Source organism: Campylobacter sp. LR291e (genome assembly GCF_008633915.1).
Taxonomy (GTDB): Bacteria; Campylobacterota; Campylobacteria; order Campylobacterales; family Campylobacteraceae; genus Campylobacter_D.
Window position 1 is genome coordinate 167355 of the sequence record NZ_VJNV01000035.1, and the last position, 14521, is coordinate 181875.

18 protein-coding genes are annotated in these 14521 nt (G+C 30.6%); 4 read left to right on the forward strand and 14 right to left on the reverse strand.

The annotated features are described in order from the left end of the window. Positions 1 to 9 precede the first annotated feature (9 nt). Genes mnmA through aroQ form a run of 10 tightly spaced genes read right to left on the reverse strand, consistent with a single transcriptional unit; the run spans position 10 to position 7763 of the window. Positions 10 to 1026 (reverse strand): tRNA 2-thiouridine(34) synthase MnmA, encoded by a 1017-nt coding sequence (mnmA, locus tag FMM58_RS08350; RefSeq protein WP_150140490.1) that lies wholly within the window; start codon positions 1024 to 1026, stop codon positions 10 to 12. After that, positions 1023 to 1628 carry a TIGR00730 family Rossman fold protein gene (locus FMM58_RS08355; protein ID WP_150140488.1) on the reverse strand — a complete coding sequence of 202 codons (606 nt, stop codon included), beginning with the start codon at positions 1626 to 1628 and terminating at the stop codon, positions 1023 to 1025. Before FMM58_RS08355 ends, mnmA begins: the two co-directional genes overlap by 4 nt. After that, the gene (fliY, locus tag FMM58_RS08360; protein ID WP_150140486.1) at positions 1625 to 2455 is read right to left on the reverse strand and encodes a flagellar motor switch protein FliY; all 831 of its coding nucleotides are present in this window, start codon (positions 2453 to 2455) and stop codon (positions 1625 to 1627) included. Before fliY ends, FMM58_RS08355 begins: the two co-directional genes overlap by 4 nt. Further along, positions 2452 to 3528 carry a flagellar motor switch protein FliM gene (gene fliM / locus FMM58_RS08365; RefSeq protein ID WP_150140484.1) on the reverse strand — a complete coding sequence of 359 codons (1077 nt, stop codon included), beginning with the start codon at positions 3526 to 3528 and terminating at the stop codon, positions 2452 to 2454. The genes fliY and fliM overlap by 4 nt, the downstream gene beginning before the upstream one ends. Further along, positions 3528 to 4223 carry an RNA polymerase sigma factor FliA gene (locus FMM58_RS08370; RefSeq protein WP_150140482.1) on the reverse strand — a complete coding sequence of 232 codons (696 nt, stop codon included), beginning with the start codon at positions 4221 to 4223 and terminating at the stop codon, positions 3528 to 3530. Before FMM58_RS08370 ends, fliM begins: the two co-directional genes overlap by 1 nt. Continuing rightward, a complete protein-coding gene (locus FMM58_RS08375) occupies positions 4201 to 4560 on the reverse strand; it encodes a hypothetical protein (protein ID WP_150140480.1) in 360 nt (119 codons plus the stop codon). Before FMM58_RS08375 ends, FMM58_RS08370 begins: the two co-directional genes overlap by 23 nt. Positions 4561 to 4574: 14 nt before the next feature. Further along, positions 4575 to 5441, reverse strand: a complete 867-nt coding sequence (flhG, locus tag FMM58_RS08380; RefSeq protein WP_150180568.1) for a flagella biosynthesis ATPase FlhG — start codon at positions 5439 to 5441, stop codon at positions 4575 to 4577. Further along, on the reverse strand, positions 5422 to 6810 hold the full coding sequence (gene flhF / locus FMM58_RS08385) for a flagellar biosynthesis protein FlhF (protein WP_150140476.1): 1389 nt from the start codon (positions 6808 to 6810) through the stop codon (positions 5422 to 5424). The genes flhG and flhF overlap by 20 nt, the downstream gene beginning before the upstream one ends. Further along, positions 6811 to 7293 (reverse strand): 2-amino-4-hydroxy-6-hydroxymethyldihydropteridine diphosphokinase, encoded by a 483-nt coding sequence (folK, locus tag FMM58_RS08390; RefSeq protein ID WP_150140474.1) that lies wholly within the window; start codon positions 7291 to 7293, stop codon positions 6811 to 6813. Beyond that, on the reverse strand, positions 7293 to 7763 hold the full coding sequence (aroQ, locus tag FMM58_RS08395) for a type II 3-dehydroquinate dehydratase (RefSeq protein WP_150140472.1): 471 nt from the start codon (positions 7761 to 7763) through the stop codon (positions 7293 to 7295). Before aroQ ends, folK begins: the two co-directional genes overlap by 1 nt. A gap of 92 nt (positions 7764 to 7855) precedes the next feature. Here aroQ and FMM58_RS08400 point away from each other — a divergent pair, with 92 nt between their 5' ends. Then, on the forward strand, positions 7856 to 9079 hold the full coding sequence (locus tag FMM58_RS08400; RefSeq protein ID WP_150140470.1) for a metal-dependent hydrolase: 1224 nt from the start codon (positions 7856 to 7858) through the stop codon (positions 9077 to 9079). Then, the gene (gene sppA, locus FMM58_RS08405) at positions 9067 to 9957 is read left to right on the forward strand and encodes a signal peptide peptidase SppA (RefSeq protein ID WP_150180569.1); all 891 of its coding nucleotides are present in this window, start codon (positions 9067 to 9069) and stop codon (positions 9955 to 9957) included. The genes FMM58_RS08400 and sppA overlap by 13 nt, the downstream gene beginning before the upstream one ends. A gap of 178 nt (positions 9958 to 10135) precedes the next feature. Here sppA and FMM58_RS09220 read toward each other — a convergent pair whose 3' ends face one another. The 4 genes from FMM58_RS09220 to coaE all read right to left on the reverse strand — a co-directional run bounded on the left by FMM58_RS09220 (position 10136) and on the right by coaE (position 12649). Then, on the reverse strand, positions 10136 to 10267 hold the full coding sequence (locus FMM58_RS09220) for a hypothetical protein (protein WP_263312641.1): 132 nt from the start codon (positions 10265 to 10267) through the stop codon (positions 10136 to 10138). A 309-nt stretch (positions 10268 to 10576) separates the two neighbouring features. Continuing rightward, on the reverse strand, positions 10577 to 11335 hold the full coding sequence (locus FMM58_RS08410) for a glucosaminidase domain-containing protein (RefSeq protein WP_150140466.1): 759 nt from the start codon (positions 11333 to 11335) through the stop codon (positions 10577 to 10579). After that, positions 11310 to 12059 (reverse strand): diaminopimelate epimerase, encoded by a 750-nt coding sequence (gene dapF, locus FMM58_RS08415; RefSeq protein ID WP_150140464.1) that lies wholly within the window; start codon positions 12057 to 12059, stop codon positions 11310 to 11312. The genes FMM58_RS08410 and dapF overlap by 26 nt, the downstream gene beginning before the upstream one ends. Continuing rightward, entirely contained in the window at positions 12056 to 12649 is a 594-nt protein-coding gene (gene coaE, locus FMM58_RS08420; protein WP_150140462.1) for a dephospho-CoA kinase, read from the reverse strand. Before coaE ends, dapF begins: the two co-directional genes overlap by 4 nt. A 60-nt stretch (positions 12650 to 12709) precedes the next feature. Here coaE and purM point away from each other — a divergent pair, with 60 nt between their 5' ends. Continuing rightward, positions 12710 to 13699 carry a phosphoribosylformylglycinamidine cyclo-ligase gene (gene purM / locus FMM58_RS08425; protein ID WP_150140460.1) on the forward strand — a complete coding sequence of 330 codons (990 nt, stop codon included), beginning with the start codon at positions 12710 to 12712 and terminating at the stop codon, positions 13697 to 13699. Positions 13700 to 13708: 9 nt separating this feature from the next. Next, complete coding sequence (locus FMM58_RS08430; RefSeq protein WP_150140458.1) at positions 13709 to 14515, forward strand: ChaN family lipoprotein; 807 nt, start codon at positions 13709 to 13711, stop codon at positions 14513 to 14515. Positions 14516 to 14521: the final 6 nt, after the last annotated feature.

A 14521-nucleotide genomic window follows, 5' to 3' on the forward strand; every position in this document is an offset into this window, starting at 1 on the left:
CTTTTGCCTTTAACTAATAAAACCACTCGCTATAACCTTATCTTTATCATAAAATACTGCCATTTGACCACTTGCTAAACCATAAAGTGCTTCTTTTAACTCTATCTTAGCTCTTAAATTCTCATCAACGCTAACCACACAAGGAACGCTTTTTGAACGATATCTAATCTTAACTTCGCACTCAAAATCCTTTAAAGGCGTAAAAAGATTAATACTTTCAAGTATGAAATTTTCTATCTTTAATTCTTCTTTATTGCCTACTATAAGTTCGTTTTTATGTGGATTTATTTTAAGCACGAAATGAGGTTCGTGTGCCCCTTTTACTTCAAAACCCCTTCTTTTTCCTATAGTATAGTGCATATAACCTTCATGCTTTCCTATAATCTCGCCCTTTGAATTTAAAACCTTACCAGGAATTTTAGTATCCATAAACTCATCCAAAACCTTTACATAGCTATCTTCAACAAAGCAAATTTCAGAACTTTCCTTTTGAGTAGCAAAACTTTTTAATATCTCAATACCAGCTGCAAATTTTTTAACCTCTTCTTTTTTTAATTCACCAAGTGGAAAAATAAGGCTTTCAAGGGCTTCTTTTTGAGCATTTGCTAAAAAATAGCTTTGGTCCTTGCTTTCATCAAAGGCAGTTTTAATAAAGCCATCTTCAATCCTTGCATAATGCCCTGTAGCTAGTTTATCACAACCTAGACTTTTTGCAAATTCCAAAAGCTTTCCAAGCTTTATAAAACGATTGCATAAGGCACAAGGATTAGGCGTTTTGCCCTCTTTATAGGTATTTACAAAGGGCATGTAGACTAGTTCTTTAAAATCATCTTGCAAATCTAATACATGATAAGGAATTTGTAAATAAGAAGCTACTTTTTGAACCTTTTGTATATTTTCTTCGTGATAATTTGGCTTGCCGTGCAATCTCATATAACAGCCTATTACTTCATGTCCTGCATTTTTAAGTTTATAAGCACTCACAGAACTATCCACACCACCGCTCATAGCGACTAGAATTTTCATAATTTTTCCTTTAAAGTTTTTATTATAAAATCTAAGTCGTCAGTGATTTCATACTTTAACTCGTCTCCTTTTGAGATAGTATTTAGTTTAAGTAAAGAATTCCTGACAAACGCGTCAAAGCCTTGCCAAAATTCTTTCCCAACTAAGAAAATAGGAACATCTTTTTTGAAATTTAACTGCTTTAAAGTTAGAATTTCGCATAATTCATCAAGTGTTCCAAAGCCACCGGGAAAAATCACAAAAGCGAGACTCTTTTCGATAAGAGCCATTTTGCGAATGGTTAGGCTTTTAAAAATCATATTATATTCTAAAAAGTTATTAGAATGTTGTTCGTGGGGTAAAATTATATTAAAACCAGCAGAAAGGGTTTTATCTTTGTGATTATCCCTAGAATTTGCACCCTCGTTTGCAGCTTGCATAATGCCACCACCCCCACCACTAATAATGCAAACTCCAAGCTCAGCCAAAGCTTTTGCAAGTTCTTTTGATTTAATATAATAAATATTATCCTTTGATAATCTTGCAGAACCAAAAAAAGTAACGGCTTTTGAAAATTTAGGAATTTCTTTGAATTTATCAATATCCGCGTAAAATTCCCTCATCTTAGCTGTTCAAGCCTTTCTTTTTTGCTACCTATTTCTGTGATTTGAACGCCAAAGTTTCCATCGACTATAACAACCTCGCCATAGGCTATTCTTTTGTCTCCTATTAAAATTTCTAAAGGATCGTTTGCAAGTTGATTTAATTCCACAACTGAACCTATATCCATTGTTAGCACATCTTTTAAAAGCATTTTTTTATTGCCTATGCGAACGCGAACTGGCAAACGAACATCCATAATAAGCCCGATATTTCTTAACTCTTCGCTTATATTTATGCCCTTATCGCCATTTTTATCGCTATGTGCACTATTTTCTTCCTGGATATTATTAATAATATTATAAAGTTTTTGGTCAACCGTTAAAGAAAGCTGTTCGTTTAAATCTTCTACCTTTACATCAAAAAAATATAATTTTATATAATCTTTTAAATCAGGCTGTTCTTCTATAAAAGAACATTCAATCAATTCAAATTCAAGCTTAGGAATATCTTTTTGTGCACCAACTGAGGTAGTAAAGGCTGAGATTATATTTTGAAAAACTTCCTTAGCTGCATCCATCTCATCAGCCCCAAGTTTGTCATTTTTAGTTATTTCTTCTTCGCCCATCATCCATTCACCTATAGCACTCATTAAAACAGCACCTGCTAAAATAGTCATTTTGCCCTTAGGTTTTACATTAAAACTAGCCCTTACAAGAGGTGGTTTTAAAGTATCTTGCGATGATACATCAAATTCTTTATAATCACTAAATTCAGCCGATTTTCCGGTCAATCCCTCAATAGTACTAGTACATTCATTTGTAAATAATGTTAAAAAATCACTTGTCATATTTCTTCTTCCTCGCTTTCATCAACTTCGTTATATCCACTTGCCTTAGCCCTTCTTTCTTCTTCGTATTGTTCAAGGATTTCTTTAATCTCATCTTTGTCAGTACGTATTAATTCTATAATCTTAATAGTCTTTCTAAAACGATGAAGTCCAATTTGTGCTAAGAAAACATCCTTTTTATCGATACTTACAATGGCCTTATCATCAGCTTGTCTATCAAGCCTTAAAATATCTCCTTGTTGCAATTCTAAAAATTCATTTACATTTATTATAGTCTTGCCTAAAATAACCTCATAAATGATTTCTGCACGACCGATTAATGTTTTTAATTCTTTATTTCTTGATTTTTTAGCCGAGGTTTCACCCATCATAATATCGCGATTTGCCAAACGACTTAAAATACTTTCTAAGTGCACGACAGGATAGCAAATATTAACCATACCACTTGAATTTCCTATGATAATCTCCATAACAACCATTATAATAATTTCGTTTTGTGATACGATTTGAACAACATTTGGACTTGATTCTTTTGCCTCTATACTTGGATAAATTTCAGTTACGGTTGACCAACTTTCCTTTAATCTTTGCATAACTATACGCAAGATACTATCTAATAAATTTAACTCAATATCAGTAAGTTCTCTAGATGCCTCGTAACTATCACCCTGTCCTCCTAAAAGCCTATCTATCATAGGAAAGGCTATACTTGGATTTATTTCTAAAACACAGTTTCCATCAAGAGGTTTTATAGAAAAAACATTGAAGCTTGTAGGGCTTGGCAAGGACATAAGAAATTCACCATAGGTCATTTGGTCCACAGAATGTAATTTTGTCTCAACTATACTTCTCATCATAGATGAAATTTGAGAAGCTAGATTTCTTGCCAATTTATCGTGTATACCCTTAATCGTTCTAAGCTGTTCTTTTGAAACCCTATTTGGACGTTTAAAATCATATACTACTATATTTCTGGCATCTTTTTCTTCTTTTGAAGCAACGGGCGTGTCAGAATTATCATCGACAACCTCAAGTAGGGCGTCAATTTCTTCTTGGGAGAGTATTTCTGCCATTAGGACAACCTTTCTCTAAGCTTTTTAAGAAGTTTTTTATGAATTTGTGAAATTCTACTTTCACTTATCTCTAAAATTTCACTTATCTCTTTAAGATTAAGCTCCTCATAATAATAAAGCTGAATAATTAACTTATCTCTTTCTTTTAAATCATCTAAAACTTCATTTATCTTATCTATAAGCTCTTCTTTTTCTATCTTTTCTAAAGTATCATCTTCATTATAAAGTTCCATTTGTTCATCAATAGGCAAGGTATAGCTAATCGCATGGGCTGTTCTTACCTCTTTAATCTTATCAAGTTCTAAGTCTAGCTTTTTAGCTAAATACTCATCATCGGGCTCACATTCATGTTCTTGGTAATACTCATTTATTAAATTATCAATATCCTTTATAATCTTTCTATTATTTCTACTCATTACATCAAGGCTACGCAAATAATCAAGCATAGAACCATTAACCCTTTTTCTTGCAAAACCCCAAAAATTATCATTTTGTTCTTTATCATAACGTCTCGATAATTTTATCATTTCCTCAACACCCACGCTTATTAAATCATTAACATCTATGTTTGATGGCAAACGTTCTTTTAAACGAAAGGCCATAGCCCTAAGGGCTGGCATATAAGCTAAAACAAGGTCATCTTGCTGCTTTTTAATGATTTGTGTATAAGGATTATGAGGCGTTTCGTTTTGCATTCTTCCTTCTTTCCCTAAGCTCATTTTTCTTTAATTCTTCACGTTCTTCGTTTAATTTTTCTAAGATTATATCCATTCTTTTTTCGCGTAAAACTAGGTCATTTATAATAGAATTATTTGTCTTTTCATAATCATGCTTATCAAAAATACGTCCACTTATCCTCTTCATATCCACAAAATTCATAATAGAAATATGAACAAAGACATAAAACATAAAGGTTATAAACAAGGTAAACATTAAAATATCAAAGGCATCATCAAGACTTGCAACACTAAAAATAATGCCTACAAAAAAGCCACAAGCTGTAAAAAATGCTACATAATTTTCTGGTCTCATACACACTTCTTTTATTAAAATCTCTCTATAATTTTTCTAAAAAAGCTAGAAAAACTACGAGACTGCGTATTATCAAGCACTTTCTGTTCCAATCTATACAAAAGCCTAGAAGTTAGGGCTTTTAACTCATCGCTTGAAGCTGTATTTTCATCGCTAAATAGGGTTCTTTTTTTAATGCTTAAACTTACTTCCTTTGACGCACTTAAAAAACCTAAAAATTCTAAATTTAAAGGATTTTTAATATTAGCATCGGCTACTTTTTTGATATTTTCAAATACCTTTAAGGCCTCTGTTTCATTTTTAACCACATTAAAAATCATTAATAAATTTTCCTTTGTCTTTGAAGTGGTTTTAATGGTCGCATAAGCATCGGTAATAGCAGCAGGGTCAGGCACCGTTACAACCACGACCTCATCAGACATTTCTAAGAAATTTAAGATATTTCCTCCTATTCCAGCCCCTGTATCTATGATTAAAAAATCAAGTTCATCTAAAACACTTGCTTGATTTAAGAATCTTTCATAAATATTTTTATCATTGTATTTTAAAATTTCATCTCCACTTTCACCGGGAATTAACCATAAATTTGGCCTTACTTCTATTAAAATATCCCCAAGTGAACACTCACCTCTTAACACATGCAAAAGATTTTTGCCTATGCGAACATTTAAGATAACATCTAAATTTGCCAAACCAATATCTGCATCAAATAGTCCTACTTTGTAGCCATTGTTTGCTAAGACATTGCCTAAATTTGCACTAATAGTACTTTTTCCAACCCCACCCTTGCCACTTGTAATAGCGATAAAATGGGTATTTTTAGTATTTTTATTTTTTGACTCACTCATTAAATTTTTTAATCTATTTGCTTGATTGCTCATCTATTTTTCCTTTATGAAAGCCCTCTAAGATACAACGGACCAAAAAATCACTATTGGCTACTTCTATATCATCTGGTACTTCTTGACCTATAGAGAAAAAACTCATAGGAATATTTGTTTCATAAATCAATGAAAAAATATTACCAAAAACCTTTGTTTCATCAAATTTTGTTATAATCAAGGTATCAATACCTAAAAAAGAAAAATTCTTATAAATTTCCATTAAATCTTCATGCTTAGTATTAGCAGAAATCACCAAATTTACATCAATATCTGCATCAGAATGCGTTAAAAATTCCTTTGTTTTTGCAAGTTTTCCTTGGTCATATTGAGAATTTCCTATGGTATCAACTAAAATCACCTCGCAAGAACTTAAACTTTTAATGGCCTCGTCTAAATCTTTTGGTTCTATACTATCAATTATAGGCAGTTTCATCATTTGGGCGTATTGAAAAAGCTGCTCGACTGCTCCTATTCTATAAGTATCAAGGGTTATAATCCCTGTTTTATAACGTTTATCCCCATAAGCATAACGAAAGGCAAGTTTTGCTAAAGTCGTAGTTTTGCCAACCCCTGTTGGACCTACAAGCATCATAATTTTTTGCTTTTTAATCTCACTTTCTACGCGACAAGGCAAGATATTTCTTAAAAGCGAATAAAAATACCTTTGCACCGCATCTTTATTTGTTTTCATGCTTGTTGGCATATTTTCAATGGTAGCTTTCATAATCTCTTCTAAGTGATTTTCAAGCATTCCGCTTTCTTTAGCTTGTTTATAAATACTTGCAAATTCAGGTGGGATTATGAGATTTTTACGCTCCCCTGACTTATCATCCCACATCATATCAACAAGCAAATTCATCTTATCGTTTAGCTTATTTATTTGTTTTTCAAAGCTTTCTATTTTTTTGTTATAATTTGTGCTACTTGCATTTAAATTTGGCTTTTCATATTCATTTGGCAAGGTAGTATTTGTAACCTTACTTATCTCACTGCTTACTTCTGAAAGACGTTCTTTAAAATTGTTTAAATCATCATCTTCTTTATTATTTAATTTATTTTTAAAATTTTCTTGTGCTAAATTTAAATTTGTCTTAGCTCTTTTTGAAAAATCTAAAATAACATCTTCTTGGGTTTTAGGATTTGTGGTACTTGGTTTTGGCATTTTTTTACCCATTTTTTTAAGGTGTGCTTCATAATCTTCTTCTTCAATAGCTACAACTACCTCATAAAGTCCCTTATGACTCATTGTTTTTGGCTTGATTTGCTTATTTGTGATAATCATAGCCGCATCGCCAAATTCCTCTTTTACTCTTGGAATAATCTCTTCGGTATTTTCAACCTCTAAAGTTCTTATGAGTTGTCCCACTTATCTTCCTTCTATAAAGCCCAAAGGCAAAATTACGCTAATTCTTTTATCAGCACATTCGTGAGGTACCTTACAAAAACTATCTTCCCTAACCTTTTTAGAAAAATACAAAAGGTCTAAATCAAGCGTCCTTGGGGCATTTTTAAAAATTCTTTGTCTTTTAAATTTAAATTCATAAAAAAGCAAAATTTTTAAAAATGCCCTAGCGTGTAAACTTGTTTGTAGCAACATTACAGCATTTGTAAAATCCTTTTGAAATTCATATCCAAAGGCTTTATTTATGAGTAATGGAGAAGTCGCCAAAATTCTAAGCCTTCTATCATCCATAAAAAGTCTAAACAAAGCCCTAAAACACTTCTTTTCATCGTTCATATTACTACCAAGTCCTATAAATGCAAAATACTTAAACTTCCTTAAAAATTTACTTTTATAAGGGAAAAAACGCATTTTTTCTATACGTCTTGCCCCCTTTATACACAACATTATTTTGCAGCTTGTTGTTGCAACTTCATTTGTTCTATTTGCTTGCCTATTGTGATAAGTCCAAGCAAGGCTAGATTGTAGCCAAGTGGTCCAAAACCTACAATAGAACCAGCACAAACAGGAGTTATTAAACTCTTATGTCTAAATTCCTCTCTTCTATAAACATTGCTAATATGTACTTCAATGGTCGGTAAATTAACAGCCGCAATGGCATCTCGAATGGCAATTGAAGTATGAGTATAAGCAGCAGGATTTATAATAATGCCATCATAAGTACCTAAACATTCTTGTATTTTATCGACTAATTCTCCTTCAAAATTGCTTTGAAAAAAGTCTATATCTACGCTATTTGTCTTAGCCACTTCTTTTAACTGCTCATGTATGGTTTCCATCTTTATAGGTCCATAAATGCCAACCTCTCTAACGCCTAGCATATTGATATTTGGACCTTGAATTACTAGAATTTTCATAGCTAACCTTTTTAAATTTTTAACTTTAACTTTTTATTATAACATTATTAATATAAATTTTTGCTACAATTTTATTTTTTGAAAGGAAATTCGTGTTTTTAATTTATGCAAAAAATATTTTTGTATGTGATGAAAAATTTACAATTCTTAAAAATCAAGCCTTCGTTTTTGATAAAAAGATTAAAGAATTTGGAAATTTACAAAATTTGCAAAAAAAATACCCAAATGCAAAACTCATTAAAACAAGCAAAAATTCTCTTATCTTACCAGCATTTATCAATCCTCACACGCATTTAGAATTTAGTGCAAATGCCTATGATTTAGCATATGGAGATTTTATTACTTGGCTTAAAAGTGTGATTAAAAGCCGTGTAAGCTTAAATGAAAAGGCAAAAAAAAGGCTTATTTTAAATACCATTAAAAATATGCAAAAAACAGGCACAGCTACAATAGGGGCAATTTCAAGCTTTGGAAGCGATTTAATACCTTGCGTTAAAAGTGGTGCAAGGATAGTATATTTTAATGAAATTTTAGGTTCAAGTGAAAGTGAAAACGAGATAAAAAAAGCAGATTTTTTAAAACGTTTTAATGAAAGCTTAAAATTTAAAAACGACCTTTTCATACCTGCTATATCCTTGCATTCGCCATATTCTACAAATTTAACACTTGCAAAATTTGCCCTAAATTTAGCTAAAACTCACAAAAACTTATTAAGCGTTCATTTCTTAGAAAGTAAGGCTGAAAATGAGTGGCTAAGAAAGGAAAGTGGGGATTTTAAAAAATGGTTTTTAAACTTTAATAAAAACATAAAACCCTTGCATAAAATAGATGATTTTTTAGCCCTTTTTAATGGACAAAGGACCCTATTTACGCATTGTGTTTTTTTAAAAGAATTTGAAAAATTAGATAAACATTTGCATTCAATTACCCATTGTGCTTTTTCTAATCGCCTTTTAAGTCAAAAAAGTCTAAATTTAAAAAGGGTTTTAAAAAGTGGCTTAAATATACACCTTGGCACGGATGGACTTAGTTCAAATATTTCCTTATCAATCCTTGATGAAATGCGTGCAAATTTGCTAATACATAAGGAATTTGAGTTAAAATCCCTTGCAAAAAAGCTTTTATTAATGGCTACTTTGTATCCTGCTAGGGCTTTAAATTTTAATGATTTAGGCTCCTTAGAAATTGGAAAAAGTGCTGATTTTAGCGTATGCGAGGTTGGTGAGTGTGATGAAAAACAACTGCCCTTGCAATTTATATTAAAAACAAAAGAAGTAAAAGATTTATTTATAAGAGGTGAAAAATGCAATCTTTAAAAGGAATTTTTAGTTTTTTAGCAAGTTGTATAAGATACATTAATACTTATTTTAAGACCTTTGTTTTTTTGTTTATCGTTTTACTTATTTTAATGCCAAGCAATAAATCAAACTTAAACCCTGCAAATTTAACAAGACTTGATTTAAAGGGTGCGATTATCGATTCTTCAGTGCTAGTTGAAAATATATATAAGGCAAAAAATGACAATAATATTAAGGGCGTTTTACTCGTTATTGATAGTCCTGGGGGTGCCTTTGGACCTAGCATGGAAATAGCCTTAGCCATTGAAGAACTTAGCAAGGTAAAAAAAGTAGTAGCCTATACAAATGGTACAATGGCTAGTGGAAGTTATTTAGGTGGGGTAAGTGCAAATAAAATTCTAGCAAATCCAGCAAGTTTTATAGGCTCAATAGGCGTGATTATGCAAGGAGCTGACATTAGCGAGTTAGCAAATAAAATAGGCATTAAAGAACAAAGCATTCAAGCAGGGACCTTTAAAAGTGCAGGGACCATTACAAGACCTTGGAAAGATGAAGAAAAAGCTTATTTGCAAGATTTAATCAATCAAAGTTACGAACTTTTTACTGATTTTGTAGCAAATAAAAGAAAATTAAACAAAGAAAATAAGCAAATTTGGGCAGATGCTAGGGTATTTTTAGCAAGTCGTGCAAAGGAACTTGGCTTAATTGATGATTTAACTAGTTATGAAATGGCTAAAAAGCAGTTGCAAGATTTGGCAAATGTTGTAAATCCTATATGGCAAGAAGAAAGTAAATTTGAAAAATTTTTAAATAAAATAAGCGAACAAAGCGTAAGTTTATTTAGCGATTTTATCTTTAAAACACTCATAAATTCAAATAGGGAAGTGGTGTTTTAGGGGATTAAAAATTTACTTGTATTAATCATTGTTTTTTTAAATTCTTTATAATCTTTGCAAGTCTTGTTTTTTGATAAATCCACAAACATTGCTTTATGTTTTAAACTTTGATTTTCATCATTTTTATTAATATAAAATATAACTTTTGTAAAATATAAATATACATCGCTACATGTATCTAAATAATGTCTAACTTTTTTACATCTTTGCATTTTGAACATTGTTTATCAGCTAATTTATCTGCGTAATTATCATTTAAAGCTATATATTCTTTAGAATGAATTTCTTTAAATTCTTCAAATTTTTCCAATGCTAATCTTTCTAATTCATTTTTAGGTTTAAATTCTATATTTTCACTACACGCAGTTAATAGCAAACTAGCATATAAGATAAATTTTAAAACTTTCGCAATACACCTTTATTAAAAAATTTACAAAATTATAGTTTTTTTTAATTACAACTTTAAAAAAATATATTTTTTCAAAAGTTTAAATTTCATTAAAGCATTTTTATGTACGATATCAAGGTTGTTTTGTTTTTTTGTTTCTGTTTTTACAAACTATTTTTTTAATTTTTTTACTCTTTTAAGTTAAGGACGATTAGCTCCAATCGTTCTTTTTTAAAATTTCTCTTCATTTAATTTATGATTTGCTAATTCTTTTGCGTAATCAATGTCGTATTTAATTAAATTATAAAGTTTTATAATAGTAGTAATGCGTCTAAAATATTCCTCTTTTATCTCAGAATACGAAATAAGCGTATCAATGGCATCAAGCCCTGTAAAAATTTGTTTTTTCTCATAAAATTCCAATCTTTTTTTTCTAAAATTCTCGTAAGCAAAATGGCGATTTAAGTTAAGAACATAAGAATCAATGCTATCTTGTATGCTACTAAAAATACGTGCCCCACCCTTTTTTCCGGGCGTTTTTTTGCTAGGTTCAATGGCTTTTTGCGTCCAGGTCCATTCGCCAAAAAGATTATTACCTTCTCTTGCAAAACGACTACTTGCTAAGCCACTTTCTAAAATGGCCTGTGAGATAGCTAAGGACTTAGGCGTAGGGGCGATTTTTATAAGGTATTCATTTATATCAAAAAGATTATTAATTCTATATTTATTTTTCAGTTCTATCAATCTTGCAAGGGCCTTTTTATTGCCTATTCTAAAGCCATTTTTTTCACCCTGACTTAAAAGAGCTTGTACAAATTTTCTTTCTTCTAAAATGTCTTTAAAGGATTTATCAAGCATTTCGTTCATTTTTTCAAAGAAAATCTCTCTTCTTTGATTTAACTCAAGCTTGTAAAAATTCTCTCCAAAGCCGTTTTTTTCTATACTAAAAGCTAGTATAAAAAAACTAATCAAAATAATAATGTGCCTCAAAACAACATTTCACCTTTGCTTTTAAATATACTTCGTTTTTTTCTATCTTACAAAAGGCTAAATCCTCGCTTTTTGGGCTAATTTTAATCTCATCTAAAAGTAAGTTTTTTAACTTTCCTAAATAAAAACAAGCACTCATTCCAGTTCCACAGGCCAAAGTTTCGTTCTCTACCCCTCTTTCAAAGGTCCTAACCTTGATAAAATCTTTATTTATAATTTGTACATAATTTACATTTGCATTATATTTTTGCCTTAAAAATCTCGCATCTTCTTTATTAAATTCATTAATATCATCTACAAAGCAAACTAAATGAGGAACGCCTGTATTGCATCCTTGCCAAATTTTACCCTTAAACTCAAAGCTTTCTTTTATATCCTTAACCTCTCCTAAACTAATCTCAACCATATCTTTTTCAACATTTGCCCTAATAACCCCTGCATCTGTCAAAAAGCTAAGCTTATTTTTACCCTTATTAAAGTGGTGAAAAAAGTGGGCTGCAGCCCTTGCCCCATTTCCACACATTTCTCCCATGCTTCCATCTTTATTATAAAATTGCCATTCAAAGTCGTATTTTTCATGCTTTAAAATGGCTATTAAACCATCACTTCCTATGCCACTATAGCGGTTACAAAGTAAAATTGCTAACTTACTTAAATCTTCTTTTTTTTCTGCGTTAAATATTACAAAATCATTGCCATTTGCATAATATTTATAAAAAATCATAAATCTCCCTTTTTGATTCTTTGTATGAATTTAACACATTCTTCTTGAAAATTTTCATAAGAAGTAGTATTGTAAATTACAAAATCGGCTAATTTTTTCTTTTCTTCTATATCAAGTTGAGAATTTAAACGAATAAGGGCATCTTCTTTGCTTATGTTATCTCTTTTCATAAGCCTTTTTAAAGCTTGTTCTTTTGGGGTGTATATTAAAATACTTTGTCCTAAATTTTTATAAAAATTACTTTCAAAAAACAAAGGAATTTCTATAAAAAAGGGCTTGTTTTTTTTATTTAAAATTTCAATTGCTTCACAAATTTTAGCCCTAATTCTTGGAAACATAAAATTTTCTAATTTCTTTTTTTCATTCTTATCATTAAAGATAACCTGACCTAGTTTTTTTCTATTGATTTTATCATTTTCTAAAAGCTCGTTGTTTAAAAATAAAGCATTAATTTCTTTAGCATTACTATCTAAAATTTCATGGGCAATACTATCAGCACTTAGTGTTTTAAAGCCCATATTTTTAGCAATTTCTAAAAAAGTGCTTTTCCCACAAGCAATACTAGCACTTACTATAAAAGCATTTTTCATATTATGCCTTGTTTAAAAAATTTTTGTTAAAATACCCTTTAAATTCTTAAAGGTAAATAAATGAAACTTTCTTACGCAGATGCTGGGGTTAGTATAGACAATGGAAACGCCTTTGTTGAAAGGATTAAACCCCTTGTTAAAAACACTTTTAATGAAAATGTTATAGGTTCAATCGGTTCTTTTTCTGGTGCCTTTCGTTTGCCAAATAATTTTAAAAAGCCTGTTATTTTAGGGGCTACTGATGGGGTTGGGACTAAATTAAGACTTGCTATTGATAGTAAGAAATTTGACACCATAGGGCAGGATTTAGTTGCCATGTGTGTAAATGATTTGATTTGTAATTTTGCCACGCCTTTATTTTTCTTAGATTATTATGCTAGTGCTAAACTTGATATAGAAGTAGCTACAAAGGTAGTTGAGGGCATTGCTACAGGTTGTAAAATAGCAAATTGTGCCCTAATAGGAGGTGAGACGGCTGAAATGCCATCAATGTATCAAAAGGATGATTTTGATTTAGCAGGTTTTGCAGTAGGAATGGCAGAAGAAGATGAGATTGATAGAAGTAACTTTGTAAAAAATGGCGATTTAATCCTAGCCTTGCCAAGTTCGGGCCTTCATTCAAATGGCTATTCTTTAGCTAGAAAGGTTCTTTTTGAAAAAATGAATTTAAAATTCGATGATAAGATTGAAGGAGCAAATTTAATAGATATTTTACTAGCCCCTACTAGAATTTATGTTAAGGATTTTTTAAATTTAAAGCCTTATATTAACGCCTTAGCACACATTACAGGAGGTGGGCTTTTAGAAAATTTACCTCGCATTTTCCCAAGAGGACTTGGAGCTGTTATTCATAAACACCATTTAAAAACGCCTGAAATTTTTTATAAAATATCTGAAATGGTAGAAGAAAATGAAATGTATAGAAGCTTTAATATGGGTGTTGGCTTAGCCTTAGTGGTATCAGCTACAAATGTAAATAAGGTGCTTGAAAATAGCGATGCTTTTATAATAGGCGAGATTGTGATTAACGAGGGCGTAAGTTTAGAATAAAGGGGCATTATGAAAATTTTATTTGCTTGTTTTTTTACCTTACTAATTACGGCTTGTTCTTATAAAAATATAAAACTAGAAGAAAATAAGGACTATACCATAAAAGAAGTAAGTTCTAATCTTTATTTAAGCTTTGATGAGTTTATAGATAAAATTTATGAGTATGATATTATTTTACTTGGCGAAGAACATGATAAAATTAAAATTCATGTAGCTCAAAATGAAATTTTAAAGGCCCTAATTCAAAGAAAAGATTATAATGTAGTCTTTGAAATGTTTGACAATAACCAGCAAAAGGCTATCAATAAAGCAGAATCTAATAAAAGTAATATTAAACAAGATGATTTATTAAAAGCCCTAACCTTTAATGAAAACTGGGGCAAGGGTTATGATTTACTCCTTGAAACTACCTTTTACTCAAATTCAAATATCATAGCTGGAAATTTAAGCAAAGATGAAATAAGCACTATTTATAAGGGTTATGAATTAATCAAAGGCGAAAATTCCACAAATGAAAAGGTACAAAGCAAGATTAAAGAATTAATCGCTAGTTTTCACCCTAATAAAACAGAAGAAAATTATTTAAATAAACTTGTTCAAATTCAACAATACAAAGATAGAAACATGGCTAAAAAGCTAGTAGAAGCTAATAATTCTAGCATTTTAATAGCCGGGAATTTTCACACAGATAAAAGCGTAGGCGTTCCCTTGCACATTAAGGATTTAAAAACAGATAAAAAAGTAGTGGTAATCGCCCTTGTAAGTAACGAAAAAAACGAACACGAGGCTGATTTTATCTGGCTTATTAAAAAATAGGTTTGC

Excerpts from the sequence above, each read along its gene's own strand:
- FMM58_RS08375 (WP_150140480.1), bottom strand. The coding sequence starts at position 4,560 with ATGAGACCAGAAAATTATGTAGCATTTTTTACAGCTTGTGGCTTTTTT.
- sppA (WP_150180569.1), top strand. The coding sequence starts at position 9,067 with ATGCAATCTTTAAAAGGAATTTTTAGTTTTTTAGCAAGTTGTATAAGA.
- purM (WP_150140460.1), top strand. The coding sequence starts at position 12,710 with ATGAAACTTTCTTACGCAGATGCTGGGGTTAGTATAGACAATGGAAAC.
- dapF (WP_150140464.1), bottom strand. The coding sequence starts at position 12,059 with ATGATTTTTTATAAATATTATGCAAATGGCAATGATTTTGTAATATTT.
- folK (WP_150140474.1), bottom strand. The coding sequence starts at position 7,293 with ATGTTGTGTATAAAGGGGGCAAGACGTATAGAAAAAATGCGTTTTTTC.
- coaE (WP_150140462.1), bottom strand. The coding sequence starts at position 12,649 with ATGAAAAATGCTTTTATAGTAAGTGCTAGTATTGCTTGTGGGAAAAGC.
- mnmA (WP_150140490.1), bottom strand. The coding sequence starts at position 1,026 with ATGAAAATTCTAGTCGCTATGAGCGGTGGTGTGGATAGTTCTGTGAGT.
- FMM58_RS08370 (WP_150140482.1), bottom strand. The coding sequence starts at position 4,223 with ATGCAAAACGAAACGCCTCATAATCCTTATACACAAATCATTAAAAAG.
- fliM (WP_150140484.1), bottom strand. The coding sequence starts at position 3,528 with ATGGCAGAAATACTCTCCCAAGAAGAAATTGACGCCCTACTTGAGGTT.
- aroQ (WP_150140472.1), bottom strand. The coding sequence starts at position 7,763 with ATGAAAATTCTAGTAATTCAAGGTCCAAATATCAATATGCTAGGCGTT.
- FMM58_RS08430 (WP_150140458.1), top strand. The coding sequence starts at position 13,709 with ATGAAAATTTTATTTGCTTGTTTTTTTACCTTACTAATTACGGCTTGT.
- FMM58_RS08355 (WP_150140488.1), bottom strand. The coding sequence starts at position 1,628 with ATGAGGGAATTTTACGCGGATATTGATAAATTCAAAGAAATTCCTAAA.
- flhG (WP_150180568.1), bottom strand. The coding sequence starts at position 5,441 with ATGAGCAATCAAGCAAATAGATTAAAAAATTTAATGAGTGAGTCAAAA.
- fliY (WP_150140486.1), bottom strand. The coding sequence starts at position 2,455 with ATGACAAGTGATTTTTTAACATTATTTACAAATGAATGTACTAGTACT.